General features: G+C 72.3%; 14 protein-coding genes. 5 read left to right on the forward strand and 9 right to left on the reverse strand.

What is annotated here, in order from left to right; all coding sequences use genetic code 11:
* Positions 1–131 precede the first annotated feature (131 nt).
* Positions 132–269, forward strand: a complete 138-nt coding sequence (locus AB0F29_RS02120; RefSeq protein WP_361866773.1) for a hypothetical protein — start codon at positions 132–134, stop codon at positions 267–269.
* A 30-nt stretch (positions 270–299) separates the two neighbouring features.
* On the opposite strand, the gene AB0F29_RS02125 is transcribed toward AB0F29_RS02120, so the two are convergent.
* Together AB0F29_RS02125 and AB0F29_RS02130 are read right to left on the reverse strand one after the other, a co-directional pair.
* Positions 300–1,199: an oxygenase MpaB family protein gene (locus AB0F29_RS02125; RefSeq protein ID WP_361866774.1), complete on the reverse strand. Its 900-nt coding sequence runs from the start codon at positions 1,197–1,199 to the stop codon at positions 300–302.
* A 120-nt stretch (positions 1,200–1,319) separates the two neighbouring features.
* Positions 1,320–1,796 (reverse strand): macro domain-containing protein, encoded by a 477-nt coding sequence (locus AB0F29_RS02130; RefSeq protein WP_361866776.1) that lies wholly within the window; start codon positions 1,794–1,796, stop codon positions 1,320–1,322.
* Between the two features lie 131 nt (positions 1,797–1,927).
* On the opposite strand from AB0F29_RS02130, the gene AB0F29_RS02135 reads away from it, so the two are divergent.
* Positions 1,928–2,659, forward strand: coding sequence for a MerR family transcriptional regulator (locus tag AB0F29_RS02135; RefSeq protein WP_361866777.1), 732 nt, complete (start codon positions 1,928–1,930; stop codon positions 2,657–2,659).
* Positions 2,660–2,695: 36 nt separating this feature from the next.
* Here the strand turns inward: AB0F29_RS02135 and AB0F29_RS02140 are convergent, their stop codons facing one another.
* The 4 genes from AB0F29_RS02140 to AB0F29_RS02155 all read right to left on the reverse strand — a co-directional run bounded on the left by AB0F29_RS02140 (position 2,696) and on the right by AB0F29_RS02155 (position 8,483).
* Positions 2,696–4,867: a 3-hydroxyacyl-CoA dehydrogenase NAD-binding domain-containing protein gene (locus tag AB0F29_RS02140; RefSeq protein WP_361866778.1), complete on the reverse strand. Its 2,172-nt coding sequence runs from the start codon at positions 4,865–4,867 to the stop codon at positions 2,696–2,698.
* Between the two features lie 40 nt (positions 4,868–4,907).
* Complete coding sequence (locus AB0F29_RS02145) at positions 4,908–6,122, reverse strand: acetyl-CoA C-acetyltransferase (RefSeq protein WP_361866779.1); 1,215 nt, start codon at positions 6,120–6,122, stop codon at positions 4,908–4,910.
* A gap of 70 nt (positions 6,123–6,192) precedes the next feature.
* Positions 6,193–7,335: an acyl-CoA dehydrogenase family protein gene (locus AB0F29_RS02150; RefSeq protein ID WP_361866781.1), complete on the reverse strand. Its 1,143-nt coding sequence runs from the start codon at positions 7,333–7,335 to the stop codon at positions 6,193–6,195.
* An 8-nt stretch (positions 7,336–7,343) separates the two neighbouring features.
* Positions 7,344–8,483 carry a CaiB/BaiF CoA-transferase family protein gene (locus AB0F29_RS02155; RefSeq protein WP_361866782.1) on the reverse strand — a complete coding sequence of 380 codons (1,140 nt, stop codon included), beginning with the start codon at positions 8,481–8,483 and terminating at the stop codon, positions 7,344–7,346.
* 208 nt (positions 8,484–8,691) lie between these two features.
* Between AB0F29_RS02155 and AB0F29_RS02160 the strand changes: the two genes are divergently transcribed.
* Positions 8,692–9,882, forward strand: coding sequence for a saccharopine dehydrogenase NADP-binding domain-containing protein (locus AB0F29_RS02160; protein WP_361866783.1), 1,191 nt, complete (start codon positions 8,692–8,694; stop codon positions 9,880–9,882).
* Between the two features lie 26 nt (positions 9,883–9,908).
* On the opposite strand, the gene AB0F29_RS02165 is transcribed toward AB0F29_RS02160, so the two are convergent.
* The 3 genes from AB0F29_RS02165 to AB0F29_RS02175 form a co-directional block, all read right to left on the reverse strand.
* On the reverse strand, positions 9,909–10,052 hold the full coding sequence (locus AB0F29_RS02165; protein WP_361866785.1) for a hypothetical protein: 144 nt from the start codon (positions 10,050–10,052) through the stop codon (positions 9,909–9,911).
* An 81-nt stretch (positions 10,053–10,133) separates the two neighbouring features.
* On the reverse strand, positions 10,134–10,571 hold the full coding sequence (locus AB0F29_RS02170) for a glutaredoxin domain-containing protein (RefSeq protein ID WP_361866786.1): 438 nt from the start codon (positions 10,569–10,571) through the stop codon (positions 10,134–10,136).
* A gap of 72 nt (positions 10,572–10,643) precedes the next feature.
* Entirely contained in the window at positions 10,644–11,336 is a 693-nt protein-coding gene (locus AB0F29_RS02175; RefSeq protein ID WP_361866788.1) for an endonuclease V, read from the reverse strand.
* 107 nt (positions 11,337–11,443) lie between these two features.
* Between AB0F29_RS02175 and AB0F29_RS02180 the strand changes: the two genes are divergently transcribed.
* Together AB0F29_RS02180 and AB0F29_RS02185 are read left to right on the forward strand one after the other, a co-directional pair.
* Positions 11,444–11,740 (forward strand): YciI family protein, encoded by a 297-nt coding sequence (locus tag AB0F29_RS02180; protein WP_361866790.1) that lies wholly within the window; start codon positions 11,444–11,446, stop codon positions 11,738–11,740.
* Positions 11,741–11,812: 72 nt separating this feature from the next.
* Positions 11,813–12,682 carry an alpha/beta hydrolase gene (locus tag AB0F29_RS02185; RefSeq protein ID WP_361866791.1) on the forward strand — a complete coding sequence of 290 codons (870 nt, stop codon included), beginning with the start codon at positions 11,813–11,815 and terminating at the stop codon, positions 12,680–12,682.
* The last annotated feature ends 6 nt before the right edge of the window (positions 12,683–12,688 follow it).

Here is a 12,688-nt window from a genome sequence, read left to right on the forward strand (position 1 = left end):
GGCCGTCCGCGACGACCCGAATGGCGATCGTGTGACAGAGGCGCCCGGCAGGGCACCTCCTGCTTCCACCCCGTGCAAAGCCTCATGACGTCCGGTCGGAAGATCATCCGACCCGACCCGGTGGAGTTCGCGTGCACCGCGGATTCTTCGTCCGCAGCGCGCCGGCGGCCGGTCAGGACGTGAAGATCGCGGCGACGAACACCGTGCTCGACCACGGCGACCACGGCGATGGAGCCGACCGGGAACACGCGGGTCACGACCACCGCTGACGTGCCCCGGGGCGGCGGAACGGCGGGCGCTCAGCCGGTCCGACGCGCCTCGGCGGCGCGGGTCCCCTGCCGCGCCGTACGCGACGCGGCGCGGGCCGCTCGCGCCCGGGGCAGATAGCGCAGCCGCTCCGGGAGGACGGGGACGACGACGCGCAGCACCGCGCACATCCGGCGCAGCCGCTTCTCCTGGTGCGGGGTCCACGGCAGGCCGATGGCCAGGCGGGCGTCCGGCGGCATGAGCCCGATGGTGACGAACCGGCGGAAGCGGGCCAGCGGCGGCAGCAGCACCGGCCACAGCGCCCGCAGCAGCAGCCGGAGCGGCCACGGCCCCCGGTCCGGCGGCGGGACGGACTGGTCGGTGGCGACGAGTTCCCGGACGACGGGCGTCGCCTCGATCTCCCCCGCGAGCATCTTCTCCCAGTACGGCCAGAAGTCCTCGACGGTCTGGGGCATGTCCCGGTCGTGGATGCCCAGGATCCGGCCGACCTGGAGCCACTCCGCGTACAGGGCGCGCTCCTGGGCGGGACTCATCGGGCGGATCAGATACCGGGCCGCGTGCTGGTACACGGGGAAGCCGGTGGCGTGCACCCAGGCGTAGTTGGCGGGCGTCAGCGCGTGGTAGCGGCGGCCGCGGGTGTCGGTCCCCTGGATGGTGCGGTGCAGCACCCGCAGCCTGCGGCCCTCCTCGGCGGCCTCCGCGCCGCCGTAGACCCAGAGCTGGAGCGAGCGCAGCGAGCGTTCGCCGCGGCCCCAGGGGTCCGTACGGAAGACGGAGTGCTCGTCGACGCCGGCGCCGACGGCCGGGTGGGCGACCTGGAGCGTGAGGGCCGCGGGCAGCATCAGCAGGGCGCGGATGTCCCCGGACAGGCTCCAGAGCACCCCTCCGGGCGGGGGCGACTCGGGGTTCCGCGCGTCGGTCGCGCTGCTCATCCGTGCTCCCGCGGTCCCGGCGGGCCTGCCGTGCGCTGCCCGTGCCCTGTTCCTCTCCTCCATGATCCCTCGCCCCCGCGAGAACCCCCGGAGCGGGGTCGGGAACCGCCGAGGAGCCGGTCAGCCGTGGTCGTACACCGTCACCGGTATGCCCGCGGATATCAGGCGTCGCTCGATCAGCGGCTCGATCCTGGCCCACGTGCCGCCCGCGAGCCCGCAGCCGATCCGGGGCATATGGACCGAGGCCCCCAGCTCGCCCGCCTTGACGGCCACCGCGCCGAGCGCCCCGTCGATCGCCTCGTACCGCACGGGCACCCCCTTGCTGCCGGTGCGCATGCCCCGCTGGCCGACCATGTTGGCCACCCAGAGGTAGGGCCCCACCCGCACGAACTGCGCCGCGCCCAGGGCGAAGTCGTTGCCCGCGCGCTCCCGGTGCCAGCGCCGGTAGGCGGTCTCGGGCTCCGGCCAGCGGCGGGAGAGGGCCAGGACGAAGCCCCTGCCCCAGCCGCCGAGGTCGTTGCAGACGTGGACGATCAGCTTGACGCCCTTGCCCTGCGGCGCGGTGGCGTCCCCCCGTACGTAAGTGATCTCCGACATGCCCTCACCGTACGGGCCGCCACTGACAGCGGGTCCGGGGTGGACGGCGGGGCGATGGTGCCGGAGACTTTCACAGTAATGGTGAGACAGCGGCACTGTCCGACACAAGGGTTCAACGGCGGGGAGCAGAGATGGCGACGGGGACCGGCGAGCCGACGCTCACGGTGGACGAGCTGGCGGCGCGCGCCGGGGTCACCGTGCGCACCGTGCGGTTCTACAGCACCCGGGGCCTGCTGCCGCCCCCGGTCATCGGGGCCCGCCGGGTCGGACACTACGGGCCGGACCATCTCTCGCGGCTCGCGCTGATCGAGGAGCTCCAGCAGCAGGGCATGACGCTGGCGGCGATCGAACGCTATCTGGAACAGCTGCCGCCCGACCTGAGCGCCCATGATCTGGCGATCCACCGGGCGCTGGTCGCCTCCTGGGCGCCGGACCGGACCGAGGACCTGTCCCGGGCGGAGCTGGAGCGGCGGGCCGGGCGGGCGCTGTCGGAGGCGGATGTGGAGCGGCTGGCGGCGATGGGGGTGCTGGTCCGGCCGCAGGAGGACGACGGGGCGTACCGGGTGGATCCGGGGCTGCTGCGGCTCGGGGTGGAGCTGCTGGACGTGCCGATCGCGCACGAGACGATCCTGGCGGCGCGGACCGTTCTGCTGGAGCACACCCGCTCGGCCGCCCAGGAGATGACCCGGCTCTTCCGGGACGAGGTGTGGAACCCCTATCGGGAGCGTGAGGGCGACCCGGAGCACGTGGCGGCGATGAAGTCCCTGTCCGCCGATATGCAACCGATCGTGGTGCAGGCGCTGGTGACGGCGTTCCAGCGATCATTGAAGGAGGAGCTGCGGGCCGCGTTCACCGCCGAGTGACGGTGAACGCGAGCCACGGAGGCGCCTGTTGACGGATCAGTCGTGGAAGGTCTCGCCCTTCTCCGCCTTCTCCACCAGCAGGGCGGGCGGCAGGAAGCGGTCGCCGTAGCGCTCGGCGAGTTCCCGGGCGCGGGCCACGAAGCCGGGCAGGCCGCCCTCGTACCCGTTGATGTACTGGAGGACGCCGCCGGTCCACGGCGGGAAGCCGATGCCCATGATGGAGCCGATGTTGGCGTCGGCGACGGAGATGAGGACGTTCTCCTCCAGGCAGCGGACGCTGTCCAGGGCCTCGGAGAAGAGCATCCGCTCCTTCATGTCCTCGAAGGGCACATCGGCGTCGGGCTTCGCGAAGTGCTCGCGCAGTCCGGGCCAGAGACCGGCCCGCCTGCCGTCCTCGTCGTAGTCGTAGAAGCCCGCTCCCCCGCTGCGCCCCGGGCGGCCGAACTCGTCGACCATGCGGTCGATGACCTCGTCGGAGGGGTGGCCGGGCCAGCTGCCGCCGGCCTCCTGGACCGCGCGCTTCGTCTCGTCGCGGATTTTGCGCGGCAGGGTCAGGGTCAGCTCGTCCATCAGGGAGAGCACCTTGGCCGGGTAGCCGGACTGGGCGGCGGCCTGCTCGATCGACGCGGGCTCGACGCCCTCGCCGACCATGGCGACGCCCTCGTTGATGAACTGGCCGATGACGCGCGAGGTGAAGAAGCCGCGGGAGTCGTTGACGACGATCGGCGTCTTCTTGATCCGGCGGACCAGGTCGAAGGCGCGGGCGAGCGCCTCGTCGCCGGTGCGCTCGCCCTTGATGATCTCGACGAGCGGCATCTTGTCGACGGGCGAGAAGAAGTGCAGCCCGATGAAGTCGGCGGGGCGCGAGACGCCTTCGGCGAGGACCGTGATCGGGAGGGTGGAGGTGTTGGAGCAGAGCAGCGCGTCCGGCTCGATGACGTCCCTGATCTCCTGGAACACCTTGTGCTTGAGGGCGGTGTCCTCGAAGACGGCCTCGATCACCGCGTCGCAGCCGGCGAGGTCGGCCGCGTCGCCTGTGGGGGTGATGCGGGCCAGCAGTTCGTCGCGCTTCGCCTCGGTCGTACGGCCCCGGGAGAGCGCCTTGGCGAGCAGTTTCTCGCTGTACGCCTTGCCCTTGGCGGCCGCCTCGGTGGAGACGTCCTTGAGGACGACCTCGATCCCGGCCCTGGCGCAGGAGTAGGCGATGCCCGCGCCCATCATCCCGGCGCCGAGGACGGCGACCTTGCGGACGGGGCGCTCGGGGATGCCCCCCGGTCGGTTGGCACCGGAGTTGACGGCCTGGAGGTCGAAGAAGAACGCCTGGATCATGTTCTTGGAGACCTGGCCGGTGACCAGCTCGGTGAAGTACCGGGCCTCGATGGTCAGGGCGGTCTCGAAGTCGACCTGGGAGCCCTCGACGGCCGCCGCCAGGATGTTGCGCGGCGCGGGCATCGGCGCGCCCGCGAGCTGCTTCTTCAGGTTGGCCGGGAAGGCCGGCAGGTTGGCGGCGAAGCGCGGGTTGGACGGGGTGCCGCCGGGGATCTTGTAGCCCTTGACGTCCCAGGGCTGCTGGGACTCGGGATGGGCATCGATGAAGGCGCGGGCCTTCTCGGTCATCTCCTCGCGGGTGGCGGCGACTTCGTGGACGAGCCCGTTCTCCAGGGCGCGCAGCGGCGTGTACTGGGTGCCCTGGAGCAGCACCTTGAGCAGGGCGTCGGCGATGCCCATGAGGCGTACGGTCCGGGTGACGCCGCCGCCCGCCGGGAGCAGGCCGAGGGTGACCTCGGGCAGGCCGATGCGGGAGCCGGGGGCGTCGAGGGCGACGCGGTGGTGGCAGGCGAGCGCGATCTCGTAACCGCCGCCGAGGGCCGCGCCGTTGATGGCGGCGACGACGGGTTTGCCGAGGGTCTCGATGCGGCGGAGCGAGGCCTTGATGGCGTTGCCGGCGTCGAAGGCGTCCTGGGCGTTCTCCGGGCCGACCTTGACCATGTCCTTGAGGTCGCCGCCGGCGAAGAAGGTCTTCTTGGCGGAGGTGTAGATGATGCCGCGGATGGAGTCCTTCTCGGCCTCGGCGCGGTCGGCGACGGCCGCGATGGAGTCCTTGAAGGCCTGGTTCATCGTGTTGGCCGACTGGTTCGGGTCGTCGAGGACGAGGGTGACGACGCCGGTCTCGTCCTGTTCCCAGCGGATGGTCGTGCTCTCGGTCATGTCGGTGTCTTCTCCGTAGGCGGGTGGGGCCGGGGACAGGTCAGATGCGTTCGACGACGGTGGCGACGCCCATGCCGCCGCCGACGCAGAGGGTGACCAGGCCGAACCGCTGGTCGCGGCGTTCCAGTTCGTCGATGACGGTGCCGAGGATCATCGCGCCGGTCGCGCCGAGGGGGTGGCCGAGCGCGATCGCGCCGCCGTTGACGTTGACCTTGTCCAGGGTCAGGCCCATGTCCTTGACGAAGCGCAGGACGACTCCGGCGAAGGCTTCGTTGATCTCGACGAGGTCGATGTCGCCGATGGTCAGCCCGGCCTTGGCGAGCGCCTTGCGGGTCGCGGGCGCGGGGCCGGTGAGCATGATGGTGGGCTCGGAGCCGGAGACGGCGGCGGAGACGATACGGGCGCGCGGGGTCATGCCGTAGCGCTCGCCGACCTCCTTCGAGCCGATGGCGACGAGCGACGCGCCGTCCACGATGCCGGAGGAGTTGCCCGCGTGGTGGACGTGGTCGATCTTCTCGACCCAGTGGTACTTCTGGAGGGCCACCGCGTCGAAGCCGCCCATCTCGCCGATGCCCGCGAAGGACGGCTTGAGCGCGGCGAGGGAGTCGGCGGTGGTGCCGGGGCGCAGGTGTTCGTCGTGGTCGAGAACGAGGAGTCCGTTGCGGTCCTTGACCGGGACGACGGAGCGGGCGAAACGGCCGTCCTTCCAGGCGGCGGCGGCGCGTTCCTGGGAGAGCGCGGCGTACTCGTCGACGTCGCGGCGGCTGAATCCCTCGATGGTGGCAATGAGGTCGGCGCCGATGCCCTGCGGGGCGAAGCCGGTCTCGAAGCTGGTCATCGGGTCCATGGCCCAGGCCCCGCCGTCGGAGCCCATCGGCACCCGGGACATCGACTCGACGCCACCGGCGAGGACGAGGTCCTCCCAGCCGGAGCGGACCTTGGCGGCGGCCAGGTTGACCGCTTCCAGGCCCGAGGCGCAGAAGCGGTTCTCCTGGACCCCGGCGACGGAGTCGGGCAGGCCGGCCGCGATGGCGGCGATACGGGCGATGTCGGAGCCCTGGTCGCCGAGCGGGCTGACCACGCCGAGGACGATGTCGTCGATGGCGGCCGGGTCGAGGTCCGGGAAGCGGCCCCGGATCTCGTGGATGAGGCCGACGACCAGGTCGATCGGCTTGGTCCCGTGCAGGGCGCCGTTGGCCTTGCCCCGGCCGCGCGGGGTGCGGATCGCGTCGTAGACGAATGCTTCGGTACTCAAGACAGCTGCCTTTCGAGGGTGGTTGTCGGCCCGGGTGAGGGGCGGCTCGGGCCGCCCGGTGCGGGGCGGCTCAGGCGAGCAGCGAGCGGCCGATGATCTCCTTCATGATCTCGGTCGTGCCGCCGTAGATGGTCTGGACGCGGCCGTCGGTGAACGCCTTGGCGACCTTGTACTCGCTCATGTAGCCGTAGCCTCCGTGGAGTTGGAGACAGCGGTCGGCGACGCGCTTCTGCAGTTCGGTGGCCCACCACTTGGCCATGGAGGCGTGGACGGCGTCCAGGACGCCGTCGGAGTGGTCGACGATGCACCGGTCGAGGAAGGTCCGGGTGACGGCGCACTCGGTGGCCATCTCGGCGATCTCGAAGCGGATGTGCTGGAGCTTGGAGAGCGGGCGTCCGAAGGCCTCGCGCTCCTTCACGTACCGGGTGGTGATCTCCAGCAGGTGTTCGGCGGCGGCGATCCCGGCCACCGCTATGCCCATGCGTTCCTGGGCCAGGTTGGTCATCAGGTGGATGAACGCGCCGTCGAGTTCGCCGAGGAGGTTCTCCTTGGGGACGCGGACGTCGTTGAAGAACAGTTCGGCGGTGTCCTGGGACTTCTGGCCGATCTTGTCGAGGTTGCGGCCACGCTCGAAGCCCTCCGCGCCGCGTTCGACGACGATCAGCGAGAGGCCCTTGGCCCCGCCGTCGGGGGTGGTCTTCGCGACGACGACGACCAGGTCGGCGAGGATGCCGTTGGAGATGAAGGTCTTGGAGCCGTTGAGCAGCCAGTGGTCGCCCTTGTCCTCGGCGGTGGTGCGGATGCCCTGGAGGTCGGAACCCGCGCCGGGCTCGGTCATCGCGATCGCGGTGATGGTCTCGCCGGAGCAGAATCCGGGGAGCCAGCGCTGCTTCTGCTCGTCGGTGGCCAGCCCGGTGAGGTAGGGGCCGATGATGTCGTTGTGCAGGCCGATCGCGAGTCCGGGGGCCCCGGCCCGGGTGAACTCCTCGGCGAGGACGGCGCTGTAGCGGAAGTCGTCGCTGCCGCCGCCTCCGTACTCCTCGGGGACGGCGAGGCCCAGCAGTCCCGCGCGTCCGGCGGCGAGCCAGGCGTCGCGGGAGACGATGCCGTCCTGCTCCCACTGCTCGTAGTACGGGAGGACCTCCTTGGCCAGGAAGGCCCGGACGGTCTCGCGGAAGGCTTCGTGCTCCTCGGTGAAGATCTGGCGTTGCACAGGGTCTCCTAGTCGTGAGGGTCGGGCCGGAGCCCCGGTACGTCCCAGTCGGCGGCGACGGCGGCCGTGTCGGCGCCGGGCAGGGCGGGCCCGCCGCGTACGGAGACGGGGGTGGCCGAGAAGCGCGGGGCGGGGGCGGGCTGGGTGAGTCCGCTGTGCTCGACGAAGGTGGAGCGGGCGGCGAGGTGCGGGTGGTGCGGCGCCTCGGTGAGCGAGAGCACCGGGGCCACGCAGGCGTCGGTGCCGTCGAAGACCTCGGTCCACTCGGCGCGCGTACGGGTCGAGAAGCGCTCGGTGACGGCGGCGCGCAGCTCGTCCCAGCGGGCGAGGTCCCAGCGGTCGGGGAAGGCGTCCGCGATGCCGAGGAGGCATGCGAACTCCGTGTAGAACTTCTCCTCCAGCGGGCCGACCGCCATGTGGCCGCCGTCGGACGTGGCGTAGGTGCCGTAGAACGGGCAGCCGCCGTCCAGGAGGTTCGTGCCGCGCCGGTCCTGCCAGCTCCCGGCGGCCAGCATGCCGTGGATCATCGTGGCGAGATGGGCCGCGCCGTCCACGATGGCGGCGTCGACGACCTGCCCCTCACCGTGGGCGCGGGCGTGCTGGAGGGCGGCGAGGACGCCGATGACGAGGTAGAGCGAGCCGCCCGCGTAGTCGCCGAGCAGGTTGGCGGGGACCACGGGCGGCTCGTCCGGCTTGCCGATCATGGACAGGGTGCCGGTGAGGGCCAGGTAGGCGATGTCGTGTCCGGCTCGTTCGGCGAGCGGCCCGTCCTGGCCCCAGCCGGTCATCCGGCCGTAGACGAGCTTCGGGTTGCGGGCGAGGCAGGCCTCGGGTCCGACGCCGAGGCGTTCGGCGACGCCGGGGCGGTAGCCCTCGATGAGGATGTCGGCGCGTTCGACGAGGTCCAGGACACGGGCCGGCCCCTCGTCGCTCTTGAGGTCCAGGAGGACGGAGCGCTTGTTGCGGTTGGTGAGGTCGGAGGCGGGATCGATGCCGAGCCCGGCGCCGCCGGGACGGTCCACGCGTACGACGTCGGCCCCGAGGTCCGCCAGCAGCATCGCGGCGAACGGTCCGGGTCCGATGCCCGCCAGCTCGACGACGCGGACACCGGTCAGCGGACCGTGCCCAGGCCTTGGACCTTTCGCCATCTGTGACCCTCCAGAGGTGTGACACAACCGATGTAACATCAGTGATGCTAAGAACGCGCCCCGCTCCGCACAACCCCTCGGGCCGAGCAAGCGCTTAGTTCTTTCCCTCGATCCTCCCGCGTCCGGCCCGCCCGGCCGGGCGGCGCCACATCGCTCTCCGCTACCCTCTGCCTGCCACGTCGGCACCCGGCTCGCAGCGGAGGTACTCGTGAACAGGCAGAACGACGCGACACGCCCCTTGGACGTCGTCCTTTTCGGTGCCACCGGCTTCGTGGGGACGCTCACGGCCGAGTACCTGGCGGCCCACGCCCCCGCCGGCCTGCGCTGGGCGCTGGCCGGTCGCAGCCGGGCCAAGCTGGAGGGGCTGCGTGAGCGGCTCACCGCGATCGCACCCGGCTGCGCGGAACTGCCGCTGCTGGAGACCGACGCGGACGACGCGGAGGCCCTGGCCGAGCTGGCCGCCTCCACCCGGGTGGTGGCCACGACGGTGGGGCCGTACATCCGTTACGGCGAGAATCTCGTCGCCGCGTGCGCGGAGGCCGGAACGGACTACGCGGACCTCACGGGCGAGGCGGAGTTCATCGACCGGACCTACCTGGAGCACGACGCACGGGCCCGCGAGACGGGGGCGCGCATCGTGCACGCCTGCGGCTTCGACTCCGTCCCCCACGACCTGGGGGCGTACTTCACCGTCAAACAGCTGCCCGAGGGCGTCCCCCTCTCCGTCGACGGCTTCGTCCGTACCGACGCGGTGTTCTCCGGCGGGACGTTCGCCTCGGCGCTGACCGCGATGGGCCGGGGCCCGCAGCTGCTGGCCGCCGCCCGGGAACGCCGGCTGCACGAGCCGCGCCTGGTGGGCCGGCGGGTCCGCACCCCGGCGGGCTCCCCGCACTTCAGCGGGCCCGTGGGCACCTGGGCACTGCCGCTGCCGACGGTGGACCCGACGATCGTGGGCCGTTCGGCACGGTCCCTGGAGCGGTACGGCCCCGACTTCCGCTACCGGCACTTCGCCTCGGTCAAGACCCTGCCGATGGCACTCGGCGCCCCGCTGGCGATCGGCGCGCTGGTGGCCGCCGCGCAGGTGGAGGGCGCCCGGGAGTGGCTGATGGGGCGTTACGAGCCGGGGCAGGGGCCGGACGAGGCACGCCGCGAGCGGAGCTGGTTCAGCGTCCGCTTCGTCGGCGAGGGCGGCGGGCGGCGCGTCTTCACCGAAGTGTCGGGCGGCGACCCGGGTTACGGCGAGACGGCGAAGATCCTCGCCGAGTCGGCGGTGTGCCTGGCTCTGGACGAGCTGCCGGAGACCTCCGGGCAGGTGACCACGGCGGTGGCCATGGGCGACGCGCTCCTGGAGAGGCTGACCGCGGCGGGGCTGCGGTTCCGGGTGGCGGCGGTGCGGTAGCCGACGCCCGGGGGCGTCCGGGGGGTCTAGAAGATCCAGTCGGCCAGCGTGTAGAGCATCGCGCCCAGCCAGACGAGCCCGACGGCACTGCCGAGGAGCATGCCGAGGGCCATACGGCGCTGAGCGGGGTCGAAGGGCGCGGTGCGGACAGCTGCACGAGAGGCGTTCATGCGTTCTAGCCTGCCCAGCTGTACTGATCTACGCCATCCGTACGGGTACTCAGTTGCAGGACTGTTCCACGCCCGGGACCGTCACGCGGCGGGCGGCAGCTGTTCGCGTACCCACGACGGGTCCGGATTGGTGTGCGGCCGGTCCGCCACGAGGACGGTCGGCACGGTCTCGTCGCCTCCGTTGGCCGCCCGCACCTCGGCCGCTCCCGCCGGATCGCGCCGGATGTCGACCCAGTGCAGCCGGGAGGCGTCGCGGCCCAGCCGGAGGCGGAGCCGCAGACAGTACGTGCAGCCCGGACGCCAGTAGACGACCGGGCGGCCGTCGACGGCGCTGCGCCGCCGGGCCTCGGCGGCGGGGACCGGCCTCGGGAAGACCAGGGGCGAGATCGCCCCGGCGAACAGCAGGAACAGCGCGAGAAGTGCGGCCGCCAGGACGGGGTCGCCGCTGCGGGCGGGCCCCGTCGCGACGGCGGCACCGCTGAGCACCAACAGGATCGGCGACATCCACACACGCGTCATGACGACGCACGCTATCGCCGCGCGGCCCCGCCCATCGAGGCGGGCCTCCCGCCCGGGGCCGCTGGGCCCGTGTCAGGCGGTCGCTTCCCGCAGGGTCTGCCGGCACAGGGCGTCCGCCCGGCGGGTGCTCTCCGGCTGGCGGAACCGGCCGGCGAGGCGGAGCGTGTGGGCGCAGGCGTTGTCGAGGCTGATGCGGTGGCCCACCGAGACGAACACGGGGTTGGTGTTCTCCTGGGTGCGCAGCGCCCGGCCGACCACCTCCTCGCCGTCCAGCAGCGGCGAGAAGTCGCCGCGCCGGGGGCCGGGGGCCTCGTACGTGAACGTGAACGGGTTCTTGCCGACGCCGATCACCGGCAGCCCGGTGAGCACGCCCAGGTGGCTGGCGAGTCCGAAGCGGCGCGGGTGCGCCAGACCGTAGCCGTCGCAGATGACGAGGCCCGGGTCGACGCTCAGCCCCTCCAGGGCCTCCAGCGCCGTCGGGATCTCCCGGAAGGCCAGCAGTCCGGGGACGTACGGGAAGGTGATCCGGCCGACGGCGGTGGCCTCGTCGATCGTCTCCAGGGTCACGGCGTCCAGCACCACGGCCGCCGCGACGACGACGTCCTTCACGTCGTCGTAGGCCACGTCCACCCCGGTGACCAGCCCGGTTCCGGGCTCCGGTCCCGTCTCGTCCAGGATCACCCGGCCGCGCAGCCGGTCCTGGATCTCCCGGCCCTCGGCTTCGTCGGCAGGGGTCTCGTGGGCGGGGGTGGGGGAGGTCGTCATGTCCGGAAGCTTATGCGGTGACGGGCCCCGGTCCGTTACGCGGTGTCCGCCGGCCGCCCGTCGCGGGACCCCGGGGCGGGCGGGCGGAATCCCGTAGCCTGACGATCATGTTCGTACTCGAATTGACCTACACGGCTCCGGTCGAACGCGTCGACGCCCTGATGCGGGAGCACATCGCCTGGCTCGACGGGCAGTACGCGGCGGGCGTCTTCATCGCCTCGGGCCGCAAGAACCCCCGGGACGGCGGAGTGATCCTGGCCGTCGGGGAGGACCGGGCGGAGATCGAGGAGATCGCGGCGGGCGACCCGTTCGCCGAGCACGGTGTGTGCGCGTACCGGATCACCGAGTTCATCGCCACCAGGACGGCGCCCGGACTCGCTCCGTACCAGCAGCCGTTGGCGTAGTTTGCGGGCCCCGCCCGCTCCCGATCCGGACGCGGCCGATGAGTTTCCGGGGCAGGGCCGGTCTGCACGGGTATGGAAACGTACACACTCGAAACAGCCGGCGCCGACCTCGTCCACGACGTTCGCGGGCCCTTGCCGACCGCTGACGGCCGCCCGCCGTTGTTCATGATCGGGCAGCCCATGGACGCCACCGGATTCGTCGCCCTCGCGGCACGCTTCCCGGGGCGGACCGTGGTGACCTACGACCCCCGGGGGCTCGGCCGCAGCGTCCGCAAGGACGGGCGGACCGACCACACGCCCGAGACCCAGGCGGACGACGTGCACGCCGTCATCGAGGCGCTCGGAGCCGGGCCGGTCGAGATGTTCGCCAGCAGCGGCGGGGCGGTCACCGCTCTCGCCCTCGTGGCGCGCCACCCCGGTGATGTGACCACCCTCGTCGCACACGAGCCGCCGCTCATCACGCTCACCCCGGACGGCGCGGCGGCCGTCCGGGCGCGGGCCGGGGTCCGGGACGCGTACGAGAAGCGCGGGTGGGGGGCCGGGATGGCCGCGTTCGTGGCGATGACCTCATGGGAGGGCGAGTTCACCGACGCGTACTTCGCACAGGCCGCGCCCGATCCCGCCGCGTTCGGCATGCCCGCCGAGGACGACGGCTCGCGCGACGACCCGCTGCTGTCCGACCGGTCGTGGGCGATCAGCGGCTACCGGCCGGACGCCGACGCCCTCGCCGCGGCCGCCACCCGCGTGGTGATCGCCGTGGGCGAGGAGTCCCGGAGCGTCCAGACGGGGCGGACGTCCACCGCGACCGCCGAACTGCTCGGGCAGCGGGTGTCCGTCTTCCCGAGCCATCACGGCGGCTTCCTCGACGGGGAGTTCGGCTATCCGGGGAAGCCGGACGAGTTCGGGCAGCGGCTGCGAGAGGTGCTCGACGGCGCCTCGTAGGGCCGT

Source organism: Streptomyces sp. NPDC026589, from assembly GCF_040638385.1.
GTDB lineage: Bacteria > Actinomycetota > Actinomycetes > Streptomycetales > Streptomycetaceae > Streptomyces.

Excerpts from the sequence above, each read along its gene's own strand:
- AB0F29_RS02125 (WP_361866774.1), bottom strand. The coding sequence starts at position 1,199 with ATGAGCAGCGCGACCGACGCGCGGAACCCCGAGTCGCCCCCGCCCGGA.
- AB0F29_RS02130 (WP_361866776.1), bottom strand. The coding sequence starts at position 1,796 with ATGTCGGAGATCACTTACGTACGGGGGGACGCCACCGCGCCGCAGGGC.
- AB0F29_RS02135 (WP_361866777.1), top strand. The coding sequence starts at position 1,928 with ATGGCGACGGGGACCGGCGAGCCGACGCTCACGGTGGACGAGCTGGCG.
- AB0F29_RS02140 (WP_361866778.1), bottom strand. The coding sequence starts at position 4,867 with ATGACCGAGAGCACGACCATCCGCTGGGAACAGGACGAGACCGGCGTC.
- AB0F29_RS02155 (WP_361866782.1), bottom strand. The coding sequence starts at position 8,483 with ATGGCGAAAGGTCCAAGGCCTGGGCACGGTCCGCTGACCGGTGTCCGC.
- AB0F29_RS02165 (WP_361866785.1), bottom strand. The coding sequence starts at position 10,052 with ATGAACGCCTCTCGTGCAGCTGTCCGCACCGCGCCCTTCGACCCCGCT.
- AB0F29_RS02170 (WP_361866786.1), bottom strand. The coding sequence starts at position 10,571 with ATGACGCGTGTGTGGATGTCGCCGATCCTGTTGGTGCTCAGCGGTGCC.
- AB0F29_RS02175 (WP_361866788.1), bottom strand. The coding sequence starts at position 11,336 with ATGACGACCTCCCCCACCCCCGCCCACGAGACCCCTGCCGACGAAGCC.
- AB0F29_RS02180 (WP_361866790.1), top strand. The coding sequence starts at position 11,444 with ATGTTCGTACTCGAATTGACCTACACGGCTCCGGTCGAACGCGTCGAC.
- AB0F29_RS02185 (WP_361866791.1), top strand. The coding sequence starts at position 11,813 with ATGGAAACGTACACACTCGAAACAGCCGGCGCCGACCTCGTCCACGAC.